This is a genomic window from Bisbaumannia salifodinae, from assembly GCF_055388505.1.
On the sequence record NZ_AP043781.1, the window covers coordinates 2,193,004 to 2,217,804 of the forward strand.

The window sequence follows — 24,801 nt, forward strand, 5'->3', positions numbered from 1 at the left end:
GCCGGCAGGATGCCGGCGCCTTCGCAAGAAATCTGAGGCAATGGGGTGGATGATGGGGATCGAACCCACGACCACCGGAGCCACAATCCGGGGCTCTACCACTGAGCTACATCCACCACTGCCAAAACAACCACTTAATAAGACCTACGACGAAATGGGGTGGATGATGGGGATCGAACCCACGACCACCGGAGCCACAATCCGGGGCTCTACCACTGAGCTACATCCACCATATTCGCCTATCGCGCCCGACCGGACCCAGCTGCCAATCCCGCTAACAGCATGGCGCGCCCAGCAGGACTCGAACCTGCAACCCACGGCTTAGAAGGCCGTTGCTCTATCCGGTTGAGCTATGGGCGCATTGTACGGCCTCACACTCTTGCCTGCAACCCTTATTTCAACAAAAACAATGAGTTGCGATGGTCGGGGTGGAGGGATTCGAACCCCCGACATCCTGCTCCCAAAGCAGGCGCGCTACCAGACTGCGCTACACCCCGCCGGCTTGTCGCACGGCCTTGACGATCCCGTGAGCTCGTCAGTGCGAGGCGTATTCTACGGATCTTTCCTTATTGGTCAAGCATCTGTCGCAATCAACATTGGCAAGACGCTTTGACTCGCGGCCGGCTCATGCGAAAATCACCGCCCAGTTTCGTCGCCGCCACCGGCGGTGTCCACAGCTTCCAGGGGAATCGTCGATGACCGCACAACTGATCGATGGCAAGGCCATTGCCGCTCACGTTCGCCAGCAAGTCGCCCGCCAGGTGGAGGCACGCCGCCAGGCCGGCGAGCGCGTCCCCGGCCTCGCCGTGATCCTGGTGGGTGAGGACCCGGCCTCGGCCGTCTATGTGCGCAACAAGCACCGCGCCTGCGAAGAGGCGGGGCTGCTCTCGCTGCGCCACGAGCTGCCGGCGGACACCACCCAGGCCGACCTGGAGGCCCTGGTGGACCGACTCAATGCCGCCCCAGAGGTAGATGGCATCCTGGTACAGCTGCCGCTGCCCGATCACCTGGACCCGCGGCCCATCCTCGAACGCATCCGGCCCCACAAGGACGTGGACGGCTTCCACCCCTATAACCTGGGACGCCTGGCCCAGCGCCTGCCGGTGCTGCGCCCCTGCACCCCCAAGGGCGTGATGACCCTGCTTCAGGAGAGCGGCCTCAAGGTTCGCGGGCTGGATGCCACCATCGTCGGCGCCTCCAACATCGTCGGCCGCCCCATGGCCCTGGAACTGATGCTGGCCGGCTGCACCACCACCACCTGCCATCGCTTCACCCAGAACCTGGAGGCCCATGTGCGGCGCGCCGACCTGCTGGTGGTGGCGGTGGGCAAGCCGGGTCTGGTCAAGGGCGAATGGGTCAAGGAGGGCGCCATCGTCATCGACGTGGGCATCAACCGCCAGGAGGATGGCACCCTGGTCGGTGACGTGGAGTTCGCCCCCGCCGCCGAGCGGGCCAGTCATATCACCCCGGTGCCCGGCGGCGTGGGTCCCATGACGGTGGCCTCGCTGCTGGAGAACACCCTGTTTGCCGCCGAACTCCACGACGCCATGCAGCGCCAGGACGCTTGAGGTAGAATTCGCCCCCATCGATTCAGCGAAGAGCAGAGCCTAGATGAAACGTATTGGCATCATCGGCGCCATGCCGGAAGAAGTCGCCCTCCTCGCCTCCCGCCTGGAAGGTCAGGAGACCCGCCAACAGGTGGGCTGCACCTTCTATCGCGGCCGGCTGCACGGCGTCGAGGTGGTGATCCTGCAGTCCGGCATCGGCAAGGTGAATGCCGCCGTGGGCACCACCCTGCTGCTGGATAGCTATCAGCCCGAGGCGATCATCAACACCGGTTCCGCCGGCGGCTTCGGCGCCGACCTGGAAGTCGGCGACGTGGTGATCTCCTCCGAGGTGCGCCACCACGACGTCAACGTCGAGGTGTTCGGCTACGAACCCGGCCAGGTGCCGCGCATGCCCGCCGCCTACCTGCCCGACCCGCGCCTGGTCCGGGTGGCCCGGGAGTGTATCGAGGAGCTGGGCGAGCTGCGCGTGGTGGAGGGGCTGATCGCCACCGGCGACAGTTTCATGGCCTGTCCCGATGCGGTCAGCCAGACCCGGAAGCGCTTCCCCACCATGCTGGCCGCCGAGATGGAGGCCGCCGCCATCGCCCAGACCTGCCACCTCTATGGCTGCCCCTTCGTGGTGATCCGCGCCCTCTCGGATATCGCCGGCAAGGAATCCAACCTCAGCTTCACGGCCTTTATCGACCAGGCCGCCACCCATTCGGCACAGCTGGTGGAGGCCATGGTGCGCCGCCTGGCCACCCCCGCCGAGGCCACCGCCGACGCCTGATCGCGGGCCAATGCCCCAGAACATGGACACGCCGAGCCTCGCGCTCGGCGTGTTTCGTCATGTACATCGCTTACCCGGCGCCTTGAGCCGCGGCTCCGTTGAGGTATGATGCGGCCTCCCCGCACCCCACAGGAGTCCCTTATGCCATCTCCGATTCGCGTGATCTATACCGGCGGCACCCTGGGCATGGAGCCGGGCCCCCAGGGACTGGCCCCGGGGCGTGACTTCGAGGCGCGCCTGCGTCGGGCCCTGGACACCCTGCCCCCGGCACGCCGTGCCAGCCTGCCCGACTTCACCTTCGAGGCCACGCCGCAGCCCATCGACTCCAGCGCCGCCACCCCCAGCGACTGGCAGACCCTGGGGCGGCGCCTGGGCCAAGCCTATGATGAGGCCGCCGGGCTGGTGGTGCTGCACGGCACCGACACCCTGGCCTGGACCGCCAGCAGCCTCGCCTACCAGCTTCAGGGCGCGGCCAAGCCGGTGGTGGTCAGCGGCGCCATGCAGCCCCTGGAGGCACCGGGCAGCGATGCCCTGGGCAACGTGGAGGGCGCGCTGCGCTTCGCCGCCCAACCGGCCCTGCAGGAAGTGGCCATCGCCTTCGCCGGCAAGCTGCTGCGCGGGGTGCGCAGTCGCAAGTGGCATACCCGAGACGCGGATGCCTTCGTCAGCCCCAACTATCCGTTGCTGGGCGAGCTGGTGGAGGGCGAGCCGGTACTCTATCCGAACCGCGGCCTGGACGAGCTGCAGCGTGGCGCCCCGCGCTTCGAACTCCCCGACTACCAGGCCCTGGGGGACTGCCCGGTGGTGCGTATCGTGCTATGGCCGGGGATCCCCGCCTCGCTGGTGGCGGCCTGGCTGGAGGCTCCCCGGGTCAAGGGGGCCCTGCTGGAGGTCTGGGGGGGCGGCAATGTGCCGGAGGATCCGGCGCTGCTGGAGGTGCTGGCGGAGGCCAGCGGACGCGGACAGCTGCTGGTGGCCATCAGCCAATGCCCCGCCGGCGCCATCGCCATCGGCAGCTATGCCGCGGGTCAAGGCCTGGCGGCGGCCGGCGTGCTCTCCGGCGACGACATGACCCCGGAGGCGGTGATCACCAAGCTGGTGCATCTGCTGGCCCAGCCCCTCGATGAGACCCAGCGTCGCGAGCGCTTCCGCGATGCCCTGGTGGGCGAACGCTAATCAGACCGCCGGGCCAGGCAAAGGCCGTCCCGAGGGTCTATGGTAGGGGAAACCCACCCCATGGAGCCCCCTATGGAACAGCCGGTCCATCATTTCAGCGAACTCTTCGAACAGCTCGGCCTGGCCTCGGATGCCGGCGCCATCGAGGCCTTTATCCAGCGCCATTCGCCCCTGCCGGAGAGCGTGCCGCTGCATGAGGCGAGCTTCTGGAGCCCGGCCCAGGCCGAGCTATTGCGCAACGCCCTGGAGGATGACGCCGACTGGGCCGAGGTCGTCGATCACCTGGACGCCTCCTTGCGCAAGCCCTGAGCCAGGAGGTCATCGGACTCCTAGTCGACGCCATTACGGGCCTCGATACGGCGGCGTACCCAGGCCCCCAGCAGCAGCAACAGGGTCAGCAGGGCCAGCGGCAGCGCAACATCGAGGCTCAGCCCCTTCCCGCTATCCACCGCCTCCAGAGCACCATGGATGGCACTGGCATAGACCGCCCACTTGGCCCCCAGCCCGAGGATGGCCGCCACCAGGAAGGGGCCCAGCGGCAGGCGCACCAGTCCCGCCGCGTAGTTGATCACCGAATGGGGAAAGCCCGGCAGCACCCGCAGGGCGCCTTGGGTCAGCAGGTCACCGCGACGTTGCATCAGGCGCATCATGCGCCGGGTCAGCTTGCCGGGCCGCAGGCGTCGCTCGAAGCGCGCCGCCAATCCATAAGCCCCCAGGGCGCCGACGGTACTACCCAGGATCAGCATGGGCACGGCGACCAGCGGATGATGAAAAGGGGCGATCAGCCACAGCCCGATACTGCCGGGCAGCCCGATCATCAGGGTCACCGCCATCACCAGGATCACCGCCAACATGGTGGAGGGACGGCCGGCGGTGTGTTCCGCCCAGGCCTGCAGGGCGCCGAGGTCGGGGGAGTACCAGACCCACATCATCAGCAGCATCAGCGCCGCCATTCCCGGGATCCACCAGAAGCGCATCGCTCCTCCTCTATCGCCGCCCCAGGCCTCAGGAGGCTAGCGGCGGCTCGTCATCATCGCGGCTCAGCCCCCGGGATCCACCAGAAGCGCATCGCTCCTCCTCTATCGCCGCCCCAGCCCTCAGGAGGCTAGCGGCGGCTCGTCATCATCGCGGCGCAGCTCCCGCGCCGTCGATTCGCCATGGCGCAACTCCGGCGTCGCCGTCCGCTGATCCACATAGGCGAGGATACCGAGCTGTACCGCCAGCACCAGAAAACAGAGCATGAGTCCCTTGATCATCATCGGCCTCCCAGGGCATACCGGCGCGACAGGCGCCAAGGCGGAGTCTACTCCCGCCCAAATGCCCCTCGCCAGCATTTTCTTAGCCGACGAACAACCCTTACAGTCGCGCCTCCACCCGCTCGAGAATCTGACGGCTCACCTTGGCCACCAGGGGGCGCGCGGCACGATTGACCGCCTTCTCCACCAGGCGGTTCTTGATCTCATAGTCGAGGCTGAGGGTCACCTCGGTGCCCTCGGGCACCGGCCGCAACCGATAGCAGCCCTGATTGCGCACCCCTTCGATGGACTCCCAGGCCAGCCGACTGGGCTCCTCGCGCTCGGTGATTCTCACCAGGAAGGCCCACTCCATGCCCACGGCACGCACATGCCAGCGGTAGCGCCCCTCCCCCAGGGCCTCGATGGAATCGATTAGATCGGAGTAGTCGGCGAAGTCCTCGACCCGCTCCAGCAGGGCGAAGACCCGCTCCGGGGGAGCCGGCAGGACGGCGCTGTGTTCGATGCTGGCCATGACGTTTCCTTGCGTCACCTGAGGGGGTGACTCGAGAGTAACGACCCTCGACCGCCTTGGCCAGCCCACTGGCCAAGTGGTCAAGCCTTCTCTACACTAGCGCCCTCCGGACCGGATCCCGGACACCCCCGCCGCCAGCGGGGCAGGACAAATTCTCCGACAGGAACCCCCTATGACGACTTCCCCCCATGGCCGGCGCGCCGTGATCATCTATTCCGGCGGCATGGACTCCTTCACCGTGCTGCATCAGGCCCTGGCCGAGGGCATCGAGGTCCATGCCCTCTCCGTCGACTACGGCCAGCGCCATCATCGCGAACTCGATACCGCCCGGCGCGTCTGCCAGGCCCTGGACGTGCCCCACCAGGTGGTCGACCTGCGCGCCATCCATGGCCTGGTGGATGCCTCGGCGCTCACCGATGCCGACCAGGCCCTGCCGGAGGGCGACTACGCCGCCGACAACCTGGCCACCACCGTGGTGCCCAACCGCAACATGATCCTGCTCTCCCTGGCCCTGGCCAAGGCGATCAATATCGGTGCCGACGAGGTGCGCTACGGGGCCCATGGCGGCGACCACGACCTCTATCCGGACTGCCGGCCCGAGTTCGTGCGCCGCATGCAGGCCGCCGCCGAGGTGTGCGACTTCGCCCCCCTGCGCCTGACGGTGCCCTTCCTGCACCACAGCAAGGCCGAGATTCTCGCCACCGGCCTGGCGCTGGGCCTCGACTACGCCGACACCTGGACCTGCTACCGGGGCGAGGCCCTGGCCTGCGGACGCTGCGGCAGCTGCCGCGAGCGCCTGGCCGCCTTCGCCGCCAATGGCGTGGTCGACCCCCTCGCCTACGAAGCCGATATCGAGCGCCCGGACCGGGCCGGAGGCCGCTGATGTACCACGTCAAGGAGGCCTTCTACTCCCTGCAGGGGGAAGGCGCCCGGGCCGGCCGCGCCAGCGTCTTCTGCCGTTTCAGCGGCTGCAACCTCTGGTCGGGGCGAGAGACGGATCGCGACACCAGCGTCTGTCGCTTCTGCGACACCGACTTTATCGGCACCGATGGCCAGCACGGCGGTCGCTTCGCCGATGCCGAGGCCCTGGCCACGCACCTCTGCGCCCTCTGGCCCGACACCCAGGGGGTGGCCACCCCCTACGTGGTCTTTACCGGCGGCGAACCGCTGCTGCAGCTCGATGCACCACTGATCCAGGCCATGCAGCGCCTCGGCTTCGAGGTGGCGGTGGAGACCAACGGCACCCTGGTGCCGCCGCCGGGCATCGACTGGCTCTGCGTCAGCCCCAAGGGCAGCGCCACGCTGGCGGTGGCCGGCGGCGACGAGCTGAAGCTGGTCTACCCCCAGGCGGAGGCGCCGCCGGAGCGCTTCGACGCCCTGGACTTCCGCCATTTCTATTTGCAGCCCATGGACCTCGCCCCCCGGGGCGAATCCGGCACCACACTCACGGCCTGCGTCGACTACTGCCTGGGTCACCCCCAGTGGCACTTGTCGCTGCAGACCCACAAGATCGCGGGGATCGATTGATGAACCCGCTCGACAGTGACGCCGATTACACACTGCAGACCCTCAGCATAATCGCGGGGATCGATTGATGAACTCACTCGACAGTGACGCCGATTACACACTGCAGACCCTTAGCATCATCGCGGGGATCGATTGATGAATCCACTCGACAGTGACTCCGATTACACACTGCAGCCCCTCAGCATCATCGCGGAGATCGATTAATGAGCCTGTTCGTCGACAGCCTGACCCACCTGGATGCCTCCCTCTGGTGTCCCCGCCGCGGCCTGATCGGGGTCAGCTGGGCGGTGGACGTGCAACTCGACGGCGAGCTGGGGGAAGACGGCATGCTGTTCGACTTCGGCGAGGTGAAGCCCTGGATCAAGTCGCGACTCGATGCCGGCGCCGATCATACCCTGCTGGTGCCGACCCGGGCCCCGGGCGTGGAGCTCCAGGAGTGTCGCGAGGGGCTGCGCCTGGTCACCCGTCACCCCTACCCCCTGGAGCTGCGCGCCCCGCGCCAGGCCTTCACCCTGCTGCCCTGGGCCGAGGTGCGCCGCGAGACCCTGGCCGAGCACCTGGCCGGCGAGCTGATGCGTCGCCCGCCGCCCCGGGTCTCGGCCATCCGCCTTAGCCTGCGTGACGAGGCCATCGACGGCGCCGCCTACACCTACAGCCATGGCCTGCGCCAGCACGCCGGCAACTGCCAGCGCATCGCCCACGGGCACCGCTCGCGGCTGCATATCTGGCACAATGGCCGGCGCGCCCCGGCCCTGGAGGCCGACTGGGCCGAGCGGCTGGCGGATGCCTACCTGGTGGATACCGACGACCTGGTGACGGACCCCGATGACGACCCGCGCCACCTCACCTGCGCCTACCGCGCGCCTCAGGGGGAGTTCCGCCTGCGCCTGCCCGCCGAGCGCTGCCGGGTGCTGCCCAGCCAGACCACGGTAGAACGCATCGCCCTGTGGCTCGCCGAGCGGATCGCCGCCGCCGAGGGGGGGCATATCCGGGTACAGGCCTTCGAGGGCATCGGCAAGGGCGCCTTCGCCGAGGCGGGCCGGCAATGACAGCGGTGCCGAGCACCGCTGGCTGTCGCCCCGGCTGCGGGGCCTGCTGTATCGCCCCCTCCATCAGCTCGCCGATTCCCGGCATGCCACACGGCAAGCCCGCCGGGGTGCGCTGCGTGCAGCTCGACGCCGATAACCTCTGCCGCCTGTTCGGCGACCCGCGGCGCCCGGCGGTATGCGAGCGCTTCGCCTTCGACGTCGAGCTATGCGGCGAACACCGCGACCAGGCGCTGATGCGGATCGGTGAGTTAGAAGCCATCACCTAGCACGCCACCCTAAACGACACGGGCCCCGGCATTGCCGGGGCCCGTGTCGTTTAGGGGCTAGAGATGCGATGACCTAGGGATGGCCTAGGGCTCAAGCCGCGCGGTCTGCACCTCGCGCTGATCGAGCAGCATGCGCCAGCGCACCAGCACCGGAGCGTCGCTGGGCGAGACGTCGCCGAGCAGGCGCCGGAACTGCTCCCGCGCCTGGCGGTCCTCGGGATCCACCAGGGTCAACCACAGCTCCAGGGCATTGAGCTGCTGATGCAGGTTCTCGTGCTCCGCCGCCTGGCGCAGCGCCTGCTCCACCAGCAGGCGGATCTCCTGGGCCGGGCGCCCCAACTGGTGGCGCACCCGCGCCAGCTGGATGGCCAGCTCCGGCACATAGAGGGAAGTACGCTCCTGGGCGATCAGCAGGCACTGATCCAGGTAGTCTTCGGCGCGGGAGAGCTCCCCCAGCGCCACACAGGCGTCCACGAACCACAGCACCGGGCGCTGGTAGCGGTCGCGACCGGTCACCTCGTCGAACTCTTCCATGCCCGCCTCCAGCAGGGCCAGGCCCTCGCGATCGCCGGCCAGGGCCCGCTGCCAGCCCAGCATCCCCTGGGCCGACATCTGCCACAGGTGCAGGTCCGGGGTGCCGGTGAGCTCGAAGGCACGCTGGGAGCGCATGCCGGCCAGGTGCACATGCCCCAGTTGGCGGTACATGGCCGCCGAGAAGAGCAGCGCCATGGCCAGGGAGCCCGGATGATTGAAGCCTTCGGCGAGACGGATCGCCGCCTCCGCCTGCTGCTCGGCGCGCCGATAGTCGCCGCGCAGGCAGAGCGCCCAGCCCTGGAAGCAGGCCGCCGCCACCTGGGGATGATCGGAGAACGGCAGCCACTCGATCAGCATCGGCGAATTGAGGGGATCGATCTCCTCCAGGTGGTCATAGGCCTGGCGAATCCGCCCCGCCCAGTATTCGCAGTGGGCCCGGGCATAGTCGGCCAGGCGCCGATAGCGGGGATCCTCCAGCTCGCCGGCCAGGTCGGCCAGCTTGGCGGCCAGGGAGAAGGCATCGGCATGGGCATGGCGCTGGCTGCAGCCCACCCACAGGCCCCACTTGACCAGGAAGCGCTGCTCCAGGTCGTCCGCCTCCTCCTCGTGGCTGCGCGGCGGCAGCAGTTCCTGGGCGCGCACAAAGCTGTCGTGGGCGGTGGGCGAGCCATGCCCTTCCAGGGCGAAGGCAGCCTGGCCGCGTACCGTCAGCAGGCTCACTTCCCGCTCCTGCTGTCCCTCCACATGGCGCAGGCTGGCCAACCCGGCGTCGGCCATGCGCAGGGCGGTGCGGTTGGCGCTCACCTTGAGCGCCTCCCGGGCCGCCAGCTCGAAGTAGCGGGCGCCCCGGGCATAGTGGCCACTGCGCCGCAGATGGGTGGCGAAGTCGCCAGGATGGCGACTGATCCACATCGGGAAGCGTTCCTCGATCAGGGTCACCACCTGGCCGTGGATCGCCACCCGCACGTCCCGCGGGCAGGACAGGTAGGCGGCCTCCTGGAGCAGTTGATGACTGAACTGGTACTCGTACTCGCTGCCCGTCGGGCAGGCCTCGATGATCTCCAGGCGGATCATCTGCTCGATGGCCCGCTTGAGGCGTTCCCCTGACCAGCCGCTGCACTCGGTGAGCAGATCGAGGCGGAACTGGCGACCCAGCACGGCGGCCACATGCGCCACCTCGCGTTCGGCATCGAGCTGGTCGATGCGGCTGGCCAGCAACCCCAGCAGGCCCTGGGGCAGGTCGTCGAGCTGGACGCTGCGGCCCTCGCGGCGATCCATGTCCAGGCGCCGGCAGATCTCCTGCAGGTAGAGGGGCACGCCGTCGCAGCGCTCGATCAACTGGCTGCGCAGCCGCGGGCTGAGGTGCAGCCGGTAGCGCCGCGCCAGCTGCGACAGCAGCCGCGACGACTGCAGCGCATCCAGGCGCCCGAGGCTGAGCTGCTGATCCCAATGCAGGCGGGCCGGCAGCGTCTCGCGGCCATGGTGGCTGGCCACCAGCAGCAACGGACAGTTGATCGGCAGCCGGGCCTGGAGGCTGGAAAGCACCTTGAAGGAGGGCTCGTCCAGCCATTGAATGTCGTCGATCATCAGCACCAGGGTGCGCTGGGCGGTGAGGGTCTCGACCAGGGCCTGGAGCAGCTGTACCACCAGTTCCAGGGCCTCGCCGCTCTGGGCCAGCACCGCCACTTCCTCGGGCTCGCGAACGCCGAGGGCCTCCTCCAGCAACTGACGCCGTTCGGGGGAACCCGCCAGCGTCGGATAGTTCTCCAGCAGCCGGCCCAGGCGCGCCTCGTCGGGCTCTCCGCCCAGGTGCCAGCGCAGCAACTGGCGGGCCACCCCATAGGGGGAGTGCACCGAGAGGCGGGTGGTGGGCTGCCAGCAGATGGCGGTATCGCGACTCTGCTCGAGTTGGCGGAAGCCCACCAGCAGTGCTGACTTGCCCATTCCGGAGGCGCCGCGCACCAGCACGCTCTGGCGCAGGCCGATGCCGGCCCGGGCCAGGGCGTCACGCAGCTTGCGCAGCGCCGCCTCGCGCCCCACCAGGCTGGGTGGCAGGGCCTCGCGGCCCCCTTCGTTGGCCCCCAGGACCAGGGCGCGCAACCGCACCTTGCCGTCACAGGCAACCAGCCGCGAGGAGAGTCGCGGCTGCAGGTCCAGGGCCGGCGGCATATGCTGGCTGGCCTCCTGGGAGATCACCAGCTCCCCTCCTTCGGCGGCGCTCATCAGCGCCAGGGAGGTCTGGGTGACCTGGCCCAGGGGATCGGCCAGTTGACGCTCGGGCAGATAGATCACCCGACCGCTGTTGAGGCCCGCCGCCAGGGTGAAGCGCGGTACGCCGCCCTCGCCCTTCCAGTGGCGAGTGGACTCCTCGGGCAGCGCCTTGCGACAGTGTTCGTAGAGGGCCACCAGCTCGGCCAACTGGTGGGCCGGGCCATGGGTGCCGAAGCAGGCCAGGCCCAGGCCGCCGGTGGCCCCGGGCAGCCAGAAGCCACCCAGGTGGTGGCACTGCTGCTCCAGCCAGCGCATCAGCTCGATCTGCAGGGCCAGGCTGGCATGGGTGGCGTCCCGGGCGGTGAGGTCCTCCTCGAGGCTCAGGCGAATGGCCATCACCGAGAGCTGACGCTGCTCGATCTCGTCGTCGCGCAGCGGCGCGCTGTCCAGGGCCAGGGCCCGGGAGAAGGCGCCCTGGGGCGAGAGGCGCTGGATATCCGCCTGGCCATCGGACCAGTAGCGGGCCAGTTGCAGGAAGGCGGGCTCCGGCTGCTGGCCGGAGAGCGCCAGCAGCTGCAGGTAGGCGTTGTACTGCTCGTGGGCCGCCGCCGCCTGCCCCTGCTCGGCCAGTTGACGCACCAGCCGCTCATGGAAGGGGCCATAGCCGCAGAAGCGGCTCACCAGGTCCCGCAGCAGCGACTCGGGTAGCTCGCCATGGGCCTCCAGCACCGCCTCGGCGAAGGCGATCACCCGCTGACGCCACTCATTGCGCACCCGCAGCAGCCAACGCTGGAATTCGGCACAGGCGGAGAGCTGCAGCTCTTCCACCAGGTCCCCCTGGTAGAGGGCCAGGATCGCTTCCAGGGTGTCGATATCCGGCGGCTCGCGCAGCAGCGCCTGGAGCTCATGCAGATCGAAGCGCCACCCCTCGGGAAGCTGGAAGGCGATGGTCTGGCGGGACACCGCCAGCACCCGCTCGGCCTGCTCGCCCAGCGACTGGCGCAGGCAATGCAGGGCATGGCGAAGGTTGGTGCGCCCGGAGGAGAGCCCCTGATCGGGCCATAGCAGTTCGGCCAGGGTGGAGCGGTTGACCGGCTGCTCGTGGAGCAGCAGGTAGACCAACAGCCCCTTGACCTTGTCATAGCTGAACTGGGTAAGGCTATCTTCACCCAGGGTCAGTGAGAAATGGCCGAGCAGTGTCAGTCGCTCATCGACGGAAGGATCCCGCATCGTCTTCGTTCCCGCGTTATTGTGTCATCGGCAAGCGCCTTGCCGTCTGTTCCCTGGATCTCAGGCCGCCTCGGGGACACCGCTATGGAAGCGGAAATCGCCATCCGGGGCCTCGATCAGGCGCGCCTCGCGATCGGCGAGGAAGGCGATCCGTGCCTCCACCTCTCCATCGCCCGCCTCTTCGGCAACGAGCCGCGCCAGCATCAGATAGTCCTCATAGTGACGCCCTTCCGACTTAACCAGACTGCGGTAGAACTTGGCAAGCTCTGCGTCTAGGCGCGGGATCAGGCAGGCGAAGCGCTCGCAGCTGCGCGCCTCGATCAGCGCCCCCACGATCAGCAGGTCCACCAGGCGCAGCGGGTCCTCGGCGCGCAGGTGGCGACGAAGCCCCTCGGCATAGCGGGAAGCGCTGAGGTGACGATAGGCGATGCCTCGGGACTCCATCAGCGTGACCACCTGCTCGAAGTGCAGCAGTTCCTCCCGCGCCAGCTGCGACATCTTGGTCAGCAGCAGGGGGCGATCCACATAGCGGTACATCAGGCTCATGGCGGTGGAGGCCGCCTTCTTCTCGCACTGGGCGTGATCGATCAGCAGCAGTTCCTGGTTGCGCAGGGCCGCCTCGACCCAGGCCTGGGGCGTGGGGCAGCGCAGGAAGGAGAGCAGGTCCGGGGGCAGCAGGGCCGTTAGGCTGTCTTGCATGGTCATCCTGAATGATGGCTATCGGTAATCATGGGAGCGATTCGCGCCTGGCCCGCCAGGGCCAGGGCGTCGCTAAGCTTGGCGAAGAGCTGCGGCGGCGTCAGCCCCAGCCCGGCCCCTTGGCGGGCCAGGCCATAACGGGAGAGGTCCTGGATGCGCTCGCGCCCCACCCGCAACAGTTCCACGGCGCGGGACAGCGGCGGCTGCTCCGGGCGCACGCGGATACTGTGCCTGGCCAACTGGGCATTCAACAGGGCCTCGTCGTCTACCCTCAGGAGACTCGCCGCGGCCTGCACCCTCAGGGCATCGAGCTCGCCGATGCGTCGCCGGCGCTCGGCCTCGTCGTAGCCGAACCAGTCGCGGATCTCGTCCAGATGGCGCTGGCAGCCCCGGCACACGGCGTCACCGACGGTGGTGGAGCAGACCCCCACGCAGGGGGTGCTGATTCGCTGAGACATTCGCTTCCTCGACGGGTCGTTCTCGCAGTCTGTCGGGCCCCGGCATCTTACCCGTCCCGGGCGCCGCGGGACACTCCCGGGGCGACCATAACGCGCCCCGCCGACCAAAGTACAAGGCCCGCGGCTGAGGGGCTCGCTTAACATTGTCGACAGTTTCCCGTAGAATCCGCCTCACCTGAACCACGGTTACCACAGGCTCCAGGGCGACCCATCCTGACCCGTCGCCGACTCCCGCAGAGGCCGCCAAGGCCCGGGACGGCCGGCTCAACGCCCTGGCAAAGCAACTTGATGAGGGCCCAATCGTGCTTGAAGCATATCGCCAACATGTCGAGGAACGCGCCCAGGAAGGCGTCCCGCCGAAACCGCTGAACGCCGAGCAGGTCGCCGCCCTGGTGGAGCTGCTCAAGGCACCGCCCGCCGGCGAAGAAGAGTTCATCCTCGAGCTGATCACCGATCGCGTGCCCCCGGGCGTCGATGAGGCCGCCTACGTCAAGGCCGGGTTCCTGACCGCCATCGCCAAGGGCGAGGCCGAGTCCCCGCTGATCGACCGGATCCACGCGGTCAAGCTGCTGGGCACCATGCAGGGTGGCTACAACATCGTCTCCCTGGTCGAACTGCTCGACGACGCCGACCTGGCCAAGGAAGTCGGCGAACAGCTCAAGCACACCCTGCTGATGTTCGATGCCTTCCACGACGTGGAAGAGCGCGCCAAGGCCGGCAACGTCGTGGCCAAGGAGGTGCTGCAGTCCTGGGCCGATGCCGAGTGGTTCCTCTCCAAGCCGGCCCTGGAGGAGAAGATCACCCTGAGCGTCTTCAAGGTGCCCGGCGAGACCAACACCGACGACCTCTCCCCCGCCCCGGACGCCTGGTCGCGCCCCGACATCCCGCTGCACGCCCGCGCCATGCTCAAGAACGAGCGCGAAGGCATCACCCCGGAAGTGCCCGGTACCACCGGTCCGCTCCAGCAGATCGAAGCGGTCAAGGCCAAGGGCTTCCCGGTCGCCTATGTGGGCGACGTGGTGGGCACCGGCTCCTCGCGCAAGTCCGCCACCAACTCGGTGCTGTGGTTCTTCGGCGACGATATCCCCAACGTGCCCAACAAGCGCGCCGGCGGCTTCTGCTTCGGCGGCAAGATCGCCCCGATCTTCTTCAACACCATGGAAGACTCCGGCGCCCTGCCGGTGGAGATGGATGTCGAGAAGCTCAATATGGGCGATGTCATCGACGTCTACCCCTACGAAGGCAAGGTGTGCAAGCACGGCACCGACGAGGTGCTGACTACCTTCGAGCTCAAGACCCAGCTGATTCTCGACGAGGTGCGCGCCGGCGGCCGCATCCCGCTGATCATCGGTCGCGGCCTGACCGGCAAGGCCCGCGAGTCCCTCGGCCTGCCCCAGTCCGAGGTCTTCCGCCTGCCCGAGCAGCCCAAGGACACCGGCAAGGGCTTTACCCTGGCCCAGAAGATGGTCGGCAAGGCCTGCGGCCTGGACGGCGTGCGCCCGGGCATGTACTGCGAGCCGAAGATGACCACCGTCGGCTCCCAGGACACCACCGGTCCGATGACCCGTGACGAGCTCAAGGACCTCGCCTGCCTGGGCTTCCAGGCCGACCTGGTGATGCAGTCCTTCTGCCACACCAGCGCCTACCCGAAGCCGGTGGACGTGGAGACCCACCACACCCTGCCCGACTTCATCATGAACCGCGGCGGCGTCTCCCTGCGTCCCGGCGACGGCATCATCCACTCCTGGCTGAACCGCATGCTGCTGCCCGACACCGTGGGCACCGGCGGCGACTCCCACACCCGCTTCCCGATGGGCATCTCCTTCCCGGCGGGCTCCGGCCTGGTGGCCTTCGCCGCCGCCACCGGCGTGATGCCGCTAGACATGCCGGAATCGGTGCTGGTGCGCTTCAAGGGCAAGCGTCAGCCCGGCGTCACCCTGCGTGACCTGGTCCACGCCATCCCCTACTACGGCATCCAGCAGGGTCTGCTGACCGTCGAGAAGTCCGGCAAGAAGAACGCCTTCTCCGGTCGCGTGCTGGAGATCGAGGGCCTCGAGGACCTCACCGTGGAGCAGGCCTTCGAGCTCTCCGACGCCTCCGCCGAGCGCTCCGCCGCCGGCTGCACCATCACCCTGAGTGAAGAGAGCGTCGCCGAGTACCTGAAGTCCAATATCACCCTGCTCAAGTGGATGATCAGCAACGGTTATGGCGACGTGCGCACCATCGAGCGTCGCATCCAGGCCATGGAAGAGTGGCTGGCCAACCCGAACCTGATGCGCGCCGACCAGGACGCCGAGTACGCCGAGGTGATCGAGATCGACCTGAGCGAGATCCAGGAGCCGATCCTCTGCGCCCCCAACGACCCGGACGACGCTCGCCTGCTCTCCGAGGTGGCCGGCCAGCAAATCGATGAGGTGTTCATCGGTTCCTGCATGACCAACATCGGTCACTTCCGTGCCGCCGGCAAGCTGCTCGAGAAGCAGCCCGCGGGCAGCCTGAAGACCCGCCTGTGGCTGGCGCCGCCCACCAAGATGGACCAGCACCAGCTCACCGAAGAGGGCTACTACGGCATCTACGGCCGCGCCGGGGCGCGCATGGAGATGCCCGGCTGCTCCCTGTGCATGGGCAACCAGGCACGGGTGGCGCCCAAGTCCACCGTGGTTTCCACCTCCACCCGTAACTTCCCCAACCGCCTGGGCGACGGCGCCAACGTCTTCCTGGCCTCCGCGGAGCTTGCCGCCGTGGCCGCGGTGGTGGGTCGCCTGCCCAGCGTCGAGGAGTACCAGGGCTACATGAGCGAGTTCGACGCCCTCTCCGGCGAGATCTATCGCTACATGAACTTCCACGAGATCGAGGAGTACCAGAAGGCCGCCTCGAACGTGATTCCGGTGACTCAGGAGGCCTAAGCCTCCGACCGGGAACGCCGGTGGGCGGGAGGCCCTCCCCCCGCCGGCGCCTCATCGACTCCGATGCTCGCAACATCGCATGCCCCTAGGGCCGAGCCGATGACCGAAACGCCCCGCCTCGTGCGGGGCGTTTTTTTAATGTCTTGCCAGTGCGTCTCTCGGGCGAAACCTTGCCCCCGACAGCCAGATACCCCGCCGTCTCCATTGGGGGACAGGGGCGTACCAAGTATTACCAGGTGATGGTAGTGAGTTACCTAGAGGCTTGCTAGGGTACGAGACCGTCGCGAATCGGCAGGATGCCAACGCCATTGCAACCTTCGACCACATCGAACACCCCGCATTCAAGGAGATCCTGCATGGCTTGCCCCCCGACTCGGCACCCTCACCCTTTCCGGCCTCGCCCTGTCCGCCCTGAGCCTATCGCCGCTGGCGATGACGGCAGCGGACCAGGAGCGCGGCTTCTACTTCGGTGTCGGCACCGGCGTCAGTTCCCTGGAGAATAACAGGGAAGACGTCCGCGACTTCATCGGGTCCGGCGCCGAAGACTTCGACCTCGATGACAAGGACAACGTCTGGAAGGCCTTCGTCGGCTACGACATCAACCGCTACCTGGCGGTGGAAGGCTTCTACGCCGACCTCGGCACCGTCAGCCTGGAAGAGGAGTTCTTCCCCAACACCCGGCTCGACTCCACCGCCTACGGCGCCAGCATGATCGGCAGGCTGCCCGTCACCGACTGGTTCAGCCCCTATGCCAAGCTAGGGGTCGCCCGCTGGGACACCAAGGTCCGCGGCCGCTTCGTCCAGGGCCGAGACAACAGCGAACTGAGGAAGCAGGACGGTACCGCCCCGGTCTACGGCCTCGGCGCCCAGTTCAATTTCGACCCGGTGCTGCTGCGCACCGAGTACGAACGCTACGACTTCGACAGCGACTACACCATCGACGCCTTCACCCTCTCCGCCGGCCTGCGCTTCTGATAGGGCTCCCAGGCGGCCCTGCGCGGCCGCCTGATTCTCGGGCTCGTCACGCCGCCTCTCTTGACCTTGTAGCCGGCTACAAGGTTATGGTGGCAATCCTGGGCGCATCCTTCGCCCCCGACTCGCCCGATACCCGATGGAGATCCGCCTATGACGTCGGCCACCTTACGCCGCCTCTTGACTCCCCTGATGGCGCTCGCCATTGCCGGCTGCGGCTCCGAGGCCGAGCGTGTCTCCCTGGACGCCCTCGCCGAGCGCACCCACTTCCACGGCATTACGGTCGATCAGGAAGACTCCGAGCGGCTCTACCTTGCCACCCATCACGGCTTTCACCGCCTCGATCTGGATGGCATGACCGAGCAGATCTCGGAGGTCAGCGATGACTTCATGGGCTTCACCCCCCATCCCGGGGATCCGACCCAGTTCTTCGCCAGCGGTCACCCCCAGCGCGGTGGCAACCTCGGCTTCATCGTCTCCAGCGATGGCGGCAAGAGCTGGTCACAACGCTCCCCCGGCGTCGACGGGCCCGTGGACTTCCATCAGTTGACCGTCAGCCATGCCGACCCCGACACCCTCTACGGCGCCTACCATGGCCAACTGCAGATCAGCCGCGATGCCGGTCATGGGTGGCATCTCCAGGGGCCCGCCCCGGAGGGCCTGATCGGACTGGCCGCCTCCAGCCAGGACCCGGAGCGCCTCTATGCGGCCACTCAAGCCGGACTGTTGATGAGCCCCGATGCCGGACGGCGCTGGCGCCAAGCCTATCCGGAACCTCGCCCCACCAGCCTGGTGGCCACCACCGCCACAGGAGATCTGTATGCCTTTATCGCCGGCGTCGGTCTGGTGCATGCCAGCGAGGCGTCACGCAACTGGCAGCTGCTCAGTGACGGCTGGGGCGACAATTATCTACTGCACCTGGCCGTTGACCCCCAGGATCCCGAGCGCCTCTATGCGATCGATGCTCGGGACCGGGTACTCGCCAGTCAGGATGGTGGTCACAGCTGGCACCCGCTCGGCGCCCCCTAGCCCCCCTCTTGACCGTCGATACCCGGCGTCAGACGCTTGGCCGGAGGGTCGGGAAGCCCGGCCCAGCGGAGACCAGGATCCGGGTTTCTCCCGCTCCACACGGGGAGGATCGCCCGCCCACGGATTGCCTCGCGGCACGCTGGAACACCAGACCGGCTCTTCTGGCATATCCTCATGCCGATCCACCAAAAGCGCATGGGATATTGCCTCGACCTGGGGTAACGTGGATCGCTGACGCTTTCCCCCTTACCCTCAAGGAGCCCTGTCATGCCCTCCATCGTTACCCCGGATATCTGCGACGCCCACCCCGAGGTTCGGGTCCTGGATCCGCTGTTCGTCAACTTCGGCGCCCGGGAAGCCTTCCATGGCCCCATCCGCACCGTGAAGTGCTTCGAGGACAACTCCCTGGTCAAGCAGGCGGTGGCCAAGCCCGGCGAGGGCGCCGTGCTGGTGGTGGACGCCGGCGGCTCCAGCCGCTGCGCCATGCTCGGCGATATGCTCGCCGAGCAGGCCGCCGACAACGGCTGGGCCGGCGTGGTGATGTACGGCTGCGTCCGCGACGTGGACGTGCTGGCGGAGACCGAATTGGGCATCCAGGCCCTCGGCGCCCATCCGCGCAAGAGCGAGAAGCGCGGCGAAGGCGTTCGCGATATCCCGGTCACCTTCGCCGGGGTCACCCTGCGCCCCGGCCAGTGGCTCTATGCCGACAATAACGGCATCCTGGTGGCCGAGGCCGAGCTGCCCCTGGAGGCCTGAACGGAAGCGTGGCCCTCGGGCCAGTAAAAACACCGCCGCGGCACTGCCGCGGCGGTGTTTTTATGGTCGAGGCAAAGGAAGCTTAAGCGGCCTGGGATGACACCGGACGCGTCTGCGTTTCCCCCTCCGCGTCCGCCTCGGCGACCTCCGGCACCAGCCGATCCACCACGGCGGCACAGGCGGCGTCACCGGTGATATTCAAGGCGGTGCGGATCATGTCGAAGATGCGGTCCAGGGCGAACAGCAACGGCAACCCCTCCACCGGGATCCCCGCCGCCAGCAGCACCGCCACCACCAGGAAGGAGGGCCCCGGCACCCCGGCCTGGCCGATGGCGCCCAGGGTGGCGGTGAAGATGATCGCCAGGTAGGCGCCCAGGCCCAGCTCCACGCCGAACAGCTGGGCGAAGAACATCGCCACCAGGCCATAGTAAATGGCATTGCCACTCATATTGATGGTGGCCCCCAGGGGCAGCACGAAGGCGGAGGTGGGCCGCGATACCCCCAGCTCCCGGGTCGCCACGTCCAGGGTCACCGGCAGGGTGGCCATCGAGGAGGCGGTGGAAAGCGCCACCACCTGGGGCTTCTTCATGCGGCCCAGGAAGTGGCGTACCGGCATGCCGGTGGCGCCCTTGACCACCAGGGGGTAGAAGACGAAGCCGTAGAGGGCGATGGCCAGCACATAGACGCCGAACAGCTTCGATACCAGCATCAGCACATCGAAGCCGAAGGTGCCCACCGCATCCGCCATCAGCCCGAAGACGCCGATGGGGGCGATGCGCATCACCATATTGAGCATCCACACCAGGGCATCGATCAGGGTCGACATGCCGGCCATCAGCGGGGCGGTACGCTCGCTATCGAGGCGCGACAGGGCCAGGCCCAGGAACAGGCAGAACACCAGGATCTGCAGGATATTGCCGTCGCCGAGGGCGGCGAAGACGTTGGTGGGAATCATCCCCAGCAGGGTGGCGAAGACGCCGGGCACCTCGCCGCGATCGGCATATTCGGCGGAGAACATCGCCTCCACGGCGCCCAGCTCCAGGCCGCTGCCCGGCTGGAAGAGCGCGCCCATCGCCAGCGCCAGGGTCACCGCCACCGCCGAGGTGAGCATAAAGAAGGCGAAGGTGGCGATACCGATGCGCCCCGCCGCCGGGCTGGCACCGAGGCCGGCGGCCCCGGAGACGATGGCCACCACGATCAGCGGCACCACCAGCATCATGATCAGGTGAATAAAGAGGCTCCCCAGGGGCGCGAAGATCGCCGCCGACTCCCCCATCAGGGCCCCCACCAGGGCCCCCACCAGCATGGCGATCACCACCTGGACGCCGATACTGCTTAACATGCGCTTCGTCATAAGGCACTGCCTGTTTGGATTGTCTAAAAAACGAAGCGCACATGGTATAACGACTACCAAAAAATAAAAAAACAGAATTTATCGCTAGTTTTATAGCAAAGGCTCAATATCTTTCCCGGCCGCAGAGGTTCTCCTATTCTGGGATATCGGAAGGGCGCTGGGGACAGGACGGAGCGGGGGTTTTTTGCCAGGGATGGCAAAAGTAGCGCCCAGGGAGGGGTTCACAGCGCCCCGCGACGGCCTGACCCAGGGTAGCCCCGGGCTTCAGTGCAGAAAGTGTACTGCGATAGCCCTGCCGGTCTCGGCCGCCAGGATTGCCAAGACCGGCCGCTCGGTGGCAGGCTCAGGGCATCATGGCGATAACGAGGCCCTATGCGGATTCACGCCCTCGCCAAGGATGTGCTGCGCGCGCTGATCGATCACTGGCGCCCCCTGCTCGCCTATCACCTCGCCTTTACCCTGCTCGCCTCCTTGGTGCTGCTGCCGGCCATCGCCTGGAGTCTGGCGACCCTGCTGGGGCGCCTGGGCCGCCCGGTGATCGCCACCGCCGACCTGGCCGGCGTGCTGCTCACTCCCACCGGTGGCCTCTGGCTGCTGGCCACCCTGGCCCTTACCTTCCTGGTACTCTACCTGCAGCAGGCGGGGATGATCCTGGTGGCGGCGAGTGCCCACGGCAATCGCTACCGGCGCGCCTTCGACGCCCTGGGCCGGGTGCTATGGCGGTTGCCACGGCTGGCGGGGCTGGCCACCCTGCAGGTGGGAGCTCATCTGCTGCTGCTCGCCCCCTTCGCCCTGGCGGTGGGGCTGCTCTATGGTCACTTCCTCGGTGACCTGGATCCCTACTATGTACAGCGCACCCGCCCCCCGGCACTCTGGGCCTTCGTGGCCAGCGCCCTGCTGCCGACGCTGACATGGACGGCCCTGGCCGCGAGCCTCTATCTGCGCTGGAGCCTGGCCGTGGCGGCGCTGATACTGGAGGACGACGGCCCGCGCCGGGCGCTGGCGCGCAGTTGGCGACTGACCCACGGCCATCTCGGGCGCATCGCCCTACTCCTGCTCGCCCTGCTGGGCCTGATCCTGGCGCTGCCCCCCCTGAGCACCTGGAGCTATGACCTGATCGCCACGCCCCTGGTGGCCTGGCTGCCGGAGCGGCCGGCGGTGCTGGTGCCGGCCATGCTGCTCTACCTGGCCGGCTACCTGCTGCTGACCCTGGCCCTGACCTTCCTGGGCCTGGCGGCCAATAGCCTCCTGGCCGCCGCCCTCTTCCTGCGCCTGAGCCGCGAGCGACTGCGCCTGCCCCGCCCCGGGGCGCACCCCGAGCGCCTGGCCTGGGCCCTGGAGCTGGCGGTGGTGCTGGCCCTGGCCATCCAGGCCGCGCTGATCCTCAATCGGGTCGAACTTCACGACGAGGTGGCCATCATCGCCCACCGGGGCAGCTCCATGACGACCCCGGAGAACAGCCTGCCAGCGGTCGAGCGGGCGGCCGCCGAGGGGGCCGACTATGTGGAACTGGATGTGCGCCTGACCGCCGATGATCGGGTGGTGCTCTACCATGACCGGACCCTGCGGCGCCTGACCGGCGATCCCCGCCGGCTCGGCGAGCTGAGCCTCGAGGAGCTCGGGGCCTTCGACCTGGGCAGCTGGTTCGGCGATGCCTATGCCGGCCTGCCCATCGCCTCCCTGGAGGAGGCCCTGGCCGCGGTGCGCGGACGGGCCGGCCTGATGATCGACCTCAAGCCCGACCCGGGCCGCGAGCGGGCCCTGGTGGAGGCGGTGCTGGCGGCCCTCGCGACAGAGGCCGAGGCGCGACGCCGCTGTCTGCGGGACGCCGCCACCCCCGAGGCGACCCGGACCTGTGGCGACCCTAGGGTCATGACCGAGACCCGCCTGGCCACCCTCTCCCCCACCCTGATGAGCGCCATCGCCGAGCGGGAGCCCGAGCTGCGCATTACCCTGCTGGCCCAGTTGATCCTCCCCGGCACCCTGGAACGCCGGGGCTTCGCCGCCCTGGGGCTGCGCCATAATCGCATCAGCGAGGCGGAGGTGCGCCTGGCCCGCGACCACGGCTACGAGATCCATGCCTGGACGGTCAATGACCCGGCACGGATGTCGCAGCTGATCGACCTGGGGGTGGACGCCATTATCACCGACCGCCCCGACCTGCTGGCGGCCCTGCTGGCCGAGCGCCGGGAACTCAGCGACGGCGAGCTACTGCTGATCAAGCTACGCAACTGGCTACGTAGCTAATCCAGGGGCATCGCCGTCGACAAGCCGAGGTCAGGATGAGGGGCTCAGTGGATGCAGGGGGCCGAGCGATTTAGCCGGGATGCCACCGCCTGGAGAGCCGGGCAGCGGCGATCGACAGGGAAGTCGATCGAGAACCGGCAAGAGGGACCTTGGTCCGGTTCGACGCGTCGCCCGGCTCATAAGGCGGTGGGGTTTCGTCCCGGCGCTAGCGAGCCCCCTGGATCCACTGACTGTATCGAGTCACTCCCACTTTTGGATGCTCTCCCGGCGCCAAGATCTTGGCATTCGCGCGCCGCCGATCAGTCCCCCATTACGATCCCTTCCCGGCGGGTGGCCCTGGTATTCGCGCGTCGCCGACTTGTTGGCGATACGGTTAATCGCCCATTACGATGCCTTCCCGGCGCCGTGGCCCTGGCCCTGGTGTTCGCGCGTCGCCGACTTGTTGGCGATACGGTTAATCGCCCATTACGATGCCTTCTCTACGGGGATCGGCGCCGCCGAAGAAGCCGCTCTCGGTCACCTCGATGGCCTGCAGGCCGCTGACCAGCTCCCGTTCGCTGACCTCATGGCCGCGCTCGGCGAGCCCCTCCAGGGTCGACTCGGGGAAGCGCCCCTCCTCCAGGAAGGCCGGCCCGCCCAGGGTAATGGCATGGGGCAGGTTCAGCGCCTGCTGGGCATCCAGGCCCCAGTCGAGCATGGCCACCAGCGCCTTGGCGGTGTAGTGGATAATGGCGGCGCCGCCGGGGGAGCCGAGGCTCGCCACCAGGTCGCCGCTCTCGGCGTCGAAGACCAGGGTCGGGCTCATGCTGGAGCGGGGGCGCTTGCCCGGCTCCACCCGATTGGCGATGGGGGTGCCCGCCGCGTCGGCCGGGGCGAAGGAGAAGTCGGTGAGTTCGTTATTGAGCAGGTAGCCGCCGGAGAGTCCCGTACCGCCATCCGTCAGGATCCGCGAACCGAAGGCGGCCTCGATGGTGGTGGTCATGGCCAGGGCATTGCCCGCCTCGTCGATGATGCTGATATGGCTGGTGCCATACTCCGGCTGGTCGGGCTGCACCGCCCAGGCGGTGGCGAGCTCACCGGGGTACCCCGGCTCGGCGCCGCCGCTGCCCAGGCTCTCCTCGGTGATCAGCGCGGCGCGCTGCGCCAGGTAGCCCGGGGCGAGCATCAGCGACCAGTCGCCGCCGGGGGCCGCCACGAAGTCCGGGTCGGCGATATATTTGCCGCGGTCGGCGAAGGCCAGCCGCGAAGCCTCCAGGAACTGGTGCAGCCAGGGCTCGCTAGGCATGCCCCCATCGTCCAGGGGCGTCACCTCCGGCAACTGCTCGAGCAGGCCGAGGATCTGCATCAGGGTCAGGTGACCGGAGGACGGCGGCGGGAAGCCGCAGACCCGATAGCTCCGCCAGGGGCTGCACAACGCCTCCCGCTGGCGCGCCTCATAATCCGCCAGATCCGCCAGGCTGAGGCTGCCGGGTCGCTCGGCGTGACCCTGGACCCGGGCCACCAGGTCCTCGGCGATGGGCCCCCGACGCAGGGCCTCGCCGCCGTGCTCGGCGACCTCGCGGAGGATGGCCGCCAGGGCCGGGTTGCGCAGGGTCTCGCCCACCGCCAGGGGCTCGCCGTCGGGGTAGTAGAAGGGCCCGGCCAGGGGGTCACGACGCAGGTGATGCTCCGCCGCCAGGCTGGTATGCAGCCGCTGGCTCACCGGGAAGCCCTGCTCCGCCAGGGTGATGGCGGGCTCGAAGAGGCTGGCCCAGGGCAGCCGCCCCTGCTCGCCGTGGGCCAGCTCGAGCATCGCCACGGTGCCGGGCACCCCCACCGAGAGGCCGCTGGCGGCGGCGTCCATAAAGGCCAGGGGCTCCCCGGCGGCGTCCAGGAAGAGGCCCTCGTCCACCGCGGCGGGGGCGGTCTCGCGGCCGTCATAGGCCACCACCGCCTCACCGTCGTGATGGACCAGGAAGGCGCCGCCGCCGAGGCCACTGGACTGGGGCTCCACCAGGGTCAGCACCATCTGCACGGCGATGGCGGCATCGAGGGCCGAGCCGCCGGCGCGCAGGATCTGGTAGCCGGCATCGGTGGCCAGCGGGTTGGCGGCGGCCACCGCGAAGCGCTGGGTCGCCCAGCCCGGCTTGTCGGCGGTCTCCGAGGCCACCTCGGGAGCGATGGCGGGCAGGTCATACTCGAAGGCGTGAGCGGCGGGCAGGCCACCCAGGGCCAGGATCAGCGCCGCCGGAGTCAGGGCGGAGAAACGAAGGGCCATAACGACACTCCTTGTGGTCGGGAACA

The 24,801-nt window shown here is 68.2% G+C and carries 21 protein-coding genes and 4 tRNA genes; 13 read left to right on the forward strand and 12 right to left on the reverse strand.

Features of this window, described 5'->3' with window-relative positions; genetic code table 11:
• Positions 1-41: 41 nt before the first annotated feature.
• The 4 genes from ACZ5EF_RS09950 to ACZ5EF_RS09965 all read right to left on the reverse strand — a co-directional run bounded on the left by ACZ5EF_RS09950 (position 42) and on the right by ACZ5EF_RS09965 (position 497).
• Positions 42-116 (reverse strand) — tRNA-His (locus ACZ5EF_RS09950).
• Between the two features lie 39 nt (positions 117-155).
• Positions 156-230 (reverse strand) — tRNA-His (locus ACZ5EF_RS09955).
• Between the two features lie 53 nt (positions 231-283).
• Positions 284-360 (reverse strand) — tRNA-Arg (locus ACZ5EF_RS09960).
• A gap of 60 nt (positions 361-420) precedes the next feature.
• Positions 421-497 (reverse strand) — tRNA-Pro (locus ACZ5EF_RS09965).
• Positions 498-695: 198 nt separating this feature from the next.
• On the opposite strand from ACZ5EF_RS09965, the gene folD reads away from it, so the two are divergent.
• The 4 genes from folD (at position 696) to ACZ5EF_RS09985 (ending at position 3,822) form a co-directional block, all read left to right on the forward strand.
• Positions 696-1,568, forward strand: a complete 873-nt coding sequence (gene folD, locus ACZ5EF_RS09970) for a bifunctional methylenetetrahydrofolate dehydrogenase/methenyltetrahydrofolate cyclohydrolase FolD (protein ID WP_346062310.1) — start codon at positions 696-698, stop codon at positions 1,566-1,568.
• A gap of 43 nt (positions 1,569-1,611) precedes the next feature.
• A complete protein-coding gene (mtnN, locus tag ACZ5EF_RS09975) occupies positions 1,612-2,337 on the forward strand; it encodes a 5'-methylthioadenosine/S-adenosylhomocysteine nucleosidase (protein ID WP_346062309.1) in 726 nt (241 codons plus the stop codon).
• 141 nt (positions 2,338-2,478) lie between these two features.
• Positions 2,479-3,513, forward strand: coding sequence for an asparaginase (locus tag ACZ5EF_RS09980; protein ID WP_346062308.1), 1,035 nt, complete (start codon positions 2,479-2,481; stop codon positions 3,511-3,513).
• A gap of 72 nt (positions 3,514-3,585) precedes the next feature.
• On the forward strand, positions 3,586-3,822 hold the full coding sequence (locus tag ACZ5EF_RS09985) for a DUF2789 domain-containing protein (RefSeq protein WP_346062307.1): 237 nt from the start codon (positions 3,586-3,588) through the stop codon (positions 3,820-3,822).
• 20 nt (positions 3,823-3,842) lie between these two features.
• Here ACZ5EF_RS09985 and ACZ5EF_RS09990 read toward each other — a convergent pair whose 3' ends face one another.
• The 3 genes from ACZ5EF_RS09990 to ACZ5EF_RS10000 all read right to left on the reverse strand — a co-directional run bounded on the left by ACZ5EF_RS09990 (position 3,843) and on the right by ACZ5EF_RS10000 (position 5,280).
• Positions 3,843-4,490, reverse strand: a complete 648-nt coding sequence (locus tag ACZ5EF_RS09990) for a TVP38/TMEM64 family protein (protein WP_346062306.1) — start codon at positions 4,488-4,490, stop codon at positions 3,843-3,845.
• A gap of 120 nt (positions 4,491-4,610) precedes the next feature.
• Positions 4,611-4,769, reverse strand: coding sequence for a hypothetical protein (locus ACZ5EF_RS09995; protein ID WP_346062305.1), 159 nt, complete (start codon positions 4,767-4,769; stop codon positions 4,611-4,613).
• 100 nt (positions 4,770-4,869) lie between these two features.
• On the reverse strand, positions 4,870-5,280 hold the full coding sequence (locus tag ACZ5EF_RS10000) for an SRPBCC family protein (protein WP_346062304.1): 411 nt from the start codon (positions 5,278-5,280) through the stop codon (positions 4,870-4,872).
• 172 nt (positions 5,281-5,452) lie between these two features.
• Here ACZ5EF_RS10000 and queC point away from each other — a divergent pair, with 172 nt between their 5' ends.
• The 4 genes from queC (at position 5,453) to ACZ5EF_RS10020 (ending at position 8,122) form a co-directional block, all read left to right on the forward strand.
• Entirely contained in the window at positions 5,453-6,163 is a 711-nt protein-coding gene (gene queC / locus ACZ5EF_RS10005) for a 7-cyano-7-deazaguanine synthase QueC (protein WP_346062303.1), read from the forward strand.
• Positions 6,163-6,807 carry a 7-carboxy-7-deazaguanine synthase gene (gene queE / locus ACZ5EF_RS10010; protein WP_346062302.1) on the forward strand — a complete coding sequence of 215 codons (645 nt, stop codon included), beginning with the start codon at positions 6,163-6,165 and terminating at the stop codon, positions 6,805-6,807. Before queC ends, queE begins: the two co-directional genes overlap by 1 nt.
• Before the next feature lie 203 nt (positions 6,808-7,010).
• Positions 7,011-7,856, forward strand: a complete 846-nt coding sequence (locus ACZ5EF_RS10015; RefSeq protein ID WP_346062301.1) for a 6-carboxytetrahydropterin synthase — start codon at positions 7,011-7,013, stop codon at positions 7,854-7,856.
• The gene (locus tag ACZ5EF_RS10020; RefSeq protein ID WP_346062300.1) at positions 7,853-8,122 is read left to right on the forward strand and encodes a YkgJ family cysteine cluster protein; all 270 of its coding nucleotides are present in this window, start codon (positions 7,853-7,855) and stop codon (positions 8,120-8,122) included. Before ACZ5EF_RS10015 ends, ACZ5EF_RS10020 begins: the two co-directional genes overlap by 4 nt.
• Positions 8,123-8,206: 84 nt before the next feature.
• On the opposite strand, the gene ACZ5EF_RS10025 is transcribed toward ACZ5EF_RS10020, so the two are convergent.
• From ACZ5EF_RS10025 to ACZ5EF_RS10035, 3 genes are read right to left on the reverse strand one after another with little or no spacing between them, the layout of a single operon-like run.
• Entirely contained in the window at positions 8,207-12,097 is a 3,891-nt protein-coding gene (locus ACZ5EF_RS10025; protein WP_346062299.1) for an AAA family ATPase, read from the reverse strand.
• 60 nt (positions 12,098-12,157) lie between these two features.
• A complete protein-coding gene (locus tag ACZ5EF_RS10030; RefSeq protein ID WP_346062298.1) occupies positions 12,158-12,796 on the reverse strand; it encodes a MiaE family protein in 639 nt (212 codons plus the stop codon).
• A 2-nt stretch (positions 12,797-12,798) separates the two neighbouring features.
• Positions 12,799-13,254, reverse strand: a complete 456-nt coding sequence (locus ACZ5EF_RS10035; RefSeq protein WP_346062297.1) for a DUF1289 domain-containing protein — start codon at positions 13,252-13,254, stop codon at positions 12,799-12,801.
• Between the two features lie 302 nt (positions 13,255-13,556).
• Here ACZ5EF_RS10035 and acnB point away from each other — a divergent pair, with 302 nt between their 5' ends.
• The 4 genes from acnB (at position 13,557) to rraA (ending at position 18,917) form a co-directional block, all read left to right on the forward strand.
• A complete protein-coding gene (gene acnB / locus ACZ5EF_RS10040; protein ID WP_346062296.1) occupies positions 13,557-16,160 on the forward strand; it encodes a bifunctional aconitate hydratase 2/2-methylisocitrate dehydratase in 2,604 nt (867 codons plus the stop codon).
• A 432-nt stretch (positions 16,161-16,592) separates the two neighbouring features.
• The gene (locus ACZ5EF_RS10045; RefSeq protein WP_464122050.1) at positions 16,593-17,135 is read left to right on the forward strand and encodes a porin family protein; all 543 of its coding nucleotides are present in this window, start codon (positions 16,593-16,595) and stop codon (positions 17,133-17,135) included.
• 150 nt (positions 17,136-17,285) lie between these two features.
• Positions 17,286-18,161: a WD40/YVTN/BNR-like repeat-containing protein gene (locus tag ACZ5EF_RS10050; RefSeq protein ID WP_346062295.1), complete on the forward strand. Its 876-nt coding sequence runs from the start codon at positions 17,286-17,288 to the stop codon at positions 18,159-18,161.
• A 267-nt stretch (positions 18,162-18,428) separates the two neighbouring features.
• Positions 18,429-18,917 (forward strand): ribonuclease E activity regulator RraA, encoded by a 489-nt coding sequence (gene rraA, locus ACZ5EF_RS10055; protein ID WP_346062294.1) that lies wholly within the window; start codon positions 18,429-18,431, stop codon positions 18,915-18,917.
• An 82-nt stretch (positions 18,918-18,999) separates the two neighbouring features.
• Here rraA and ACZ5EF_RS10060 read toward each other — a convergent pair whose 3' ends face one another.
• Positions 19,000-20,271: a dicarboxylate/amino acid:cation symporter gene (locus ACZ5EF_RS10060; RefSeq protein ID WP_464122051.1), complete on the reverse strand. Its 1,272-nt coding sequence runs from the start codon at positions 20,269-20,271 to the stop codon at positions 19,000-19,002.
• 372 nt (positions 20,272-20,643) lie between these two features.
• On the opposite strand from ACZ5EF_RS10060, the gene ACZ5EF_RS10065 reads away from it, so the two are divergent.
• Positions 20,644-22,518, forward strand: coding sequence for a glycerophosphodiester phosphodiesterase family protein (locus tag ACZ5EF_RS10065; RefSeq protein WP_346062292.1), 1,875 nt, complete (start codon positions 20,644-20,646; stop codon positions 22,516-22,518).
• Between the two features lie 454 nt (positions 22,519-22,972).
• On the opposite strand, the gene ACZ5EF_RS10070 is transcribed toward ACZ5EF_RS10065, so the two are convergent.
• On the reverse strand, positions 22,973-24,775 hold the full coding sequence (locus tag ACZ5EF_RS10070; protein ID WP_346062291.1) for a gamma-glutamyltransferase family protein: 1,803 nt from the start codon (positions 24,773-24,775) through the stop codon (positions 22,973-22,975).
• Positions 24,776-24,801 lie beyond the last annotated feature (26 nt).

What these genes read in the sequence shown, in the direction of transcription:
- ACZ5EF_RS10045 (WP_464122050.1), top strand. Translation starts at nt 16,593, where the DNA reads ATGACGGCAGCGGACCAGGAGCGCGGCTTCTACTTCGGTGTCGGCACC.
- ACZ5EF_RS10050 (WP_346062295.1), top strand. Translation starts at nt 17,286, where the DNA reads ATGACGTCGGCCACCTTACGCCGCCTCTTGACTCCCCTGATGGCGCTC.
- ACZ5EF_RS10025 (WP_346062299.1), bottom strand. Translation starts at nt 12,097, where the DNA reads ATGCGGGATCCTTCCGTCGATGAGCGACTGACACTGCTCGGCCATTTC.
- mtnN (WP_346062309.1), top strand. Translation starts at nt 1,612, where the DNA reads ATGAAACGTATTGGCATCATCGGCGCCATGCCGGAAGAAGTCGCCCTC.
- ACZ5EF_RS10070 (WP_346062291.1), bottom strand. Translation starts at nt 24,775, where the DNA reads ATGGCCCTTCGTTTCTCCGCCCTGACTCCGGCGGCGCTGATCCTGGCC.
- ACZ5EF_RS10030 (WP_346062298.1), bottom strand. Translation starts at nt 12,796, where the DNA reads ATGCAAGACAGCCTAACGGCCCTGCTGCCCCCGGACCTGCTCTCCTTC.
- rraA (WP_346062294.1), top strand. Translation starts at nt 18,429, where the DNA reads ATGCCCTCCATCGTTACCCCGGATATCTGCGACGCCCACCCCGAGGTT.
- ACZ5EF_RS10035 (WP_346062297.1), bottom strand. Translation starts at nt 13,254, where the DNA reads ATGTCTCAGCGAATCAGCACCCCCTGCGTGGGGGTCTGCTCCACCACC.
- ACZ5EF_RS10000 (WP_346062304.1), bottom strand. Translation starts at nt 5,280, where the DNA reads ATGGCCAGCATCGAACACAGCGCCGTCCTGCCGGCTCCCCCGGAGCGG.
- ACZ5EF_RS09990 (WP_346062306.1), bottom strand. Translation starts at nt 4,490, where the DNA reads ATGCGCTTCTGGTGGATCCCGGGAATGGCGGCGCTGATGCTGCTGATG.
- ACZ5EF_RS10015 (WP_346062301.1), top strand. Translation starts at nt 7,011, where the DNA reads ATGAGCCTGTTCGTCGACAGCCTGACCCACCTGGATGCCTCCCTCTGG.
- ACZ5EF_RS09980 (WP_346062308.1), top strand. Translation starts at nt 2,479, where the DNA reads ATGCCATCTCCGATTCGCGTGATCTATACCGGCGGCACCCTGGGCATG.
- ACZ5EF_RS10020 (WP_346062300.1), top strand. Translation starts at nt 7,853, where the DNA reads ATGACAGCGGTGCCGAGCACCGCTGGCTGTCGCCCCGGCTGCGGGGCC.
- folD (WP_346062310.1), top strand. Translation starts at nt 696, where the DNA reads ATGACCGCACAACTGATCGATGGCAAGGCCATTGCCGCTCACGTTCGC.
- ACZ5EF_RS10065 (WP_346062292.1), top strand. Translation starts at nt 20,644, where the DNA reads ATGCGGATTCACGCCCTCGCCAAGGATGTGCTGCGCGCGCTGATCGAT.
- ACZ5EF_RS09995 (WP_346062305.1), bottom strand. Translation starts at nt 4,769, where the DNA reads ATGATCAAGGGACTCATGCTCTGTTTTCTGGTGCTGGCGGTACAGCTC.
- ACZ5EF_RS10060 (WP_464122051.1), bottom strand. Translation starts at nt 20,271, where the DNA reads ATGACGAAGCGCATGTTAAGCAGTATCGGCGTCCAGGTGGTGATCGCC.
- ACZ5EF_RS09985 (WP_346062307.1), top strand. Translation starts at nt 3,586, where the DNA reads ATGGAACAGCCGGTCCATCATTTCAGCGAACTCTTCGAACAGCTCGGC.
- queE (WP_346062302.1), top strand. Translation starts at nt 6,163, where the DNA reads ATGTACCACGTCAAGGAGGCCTTCTACTCCCTGCAGGGGGAAGGCGCC.
- queC (WP_346062303.1), top strand. Translation starts at nt 5,453, where the DNA reads ATGACGACTTCCCCCCATGGCCGGCGCGCCGTGATCATCTATTCCGGC.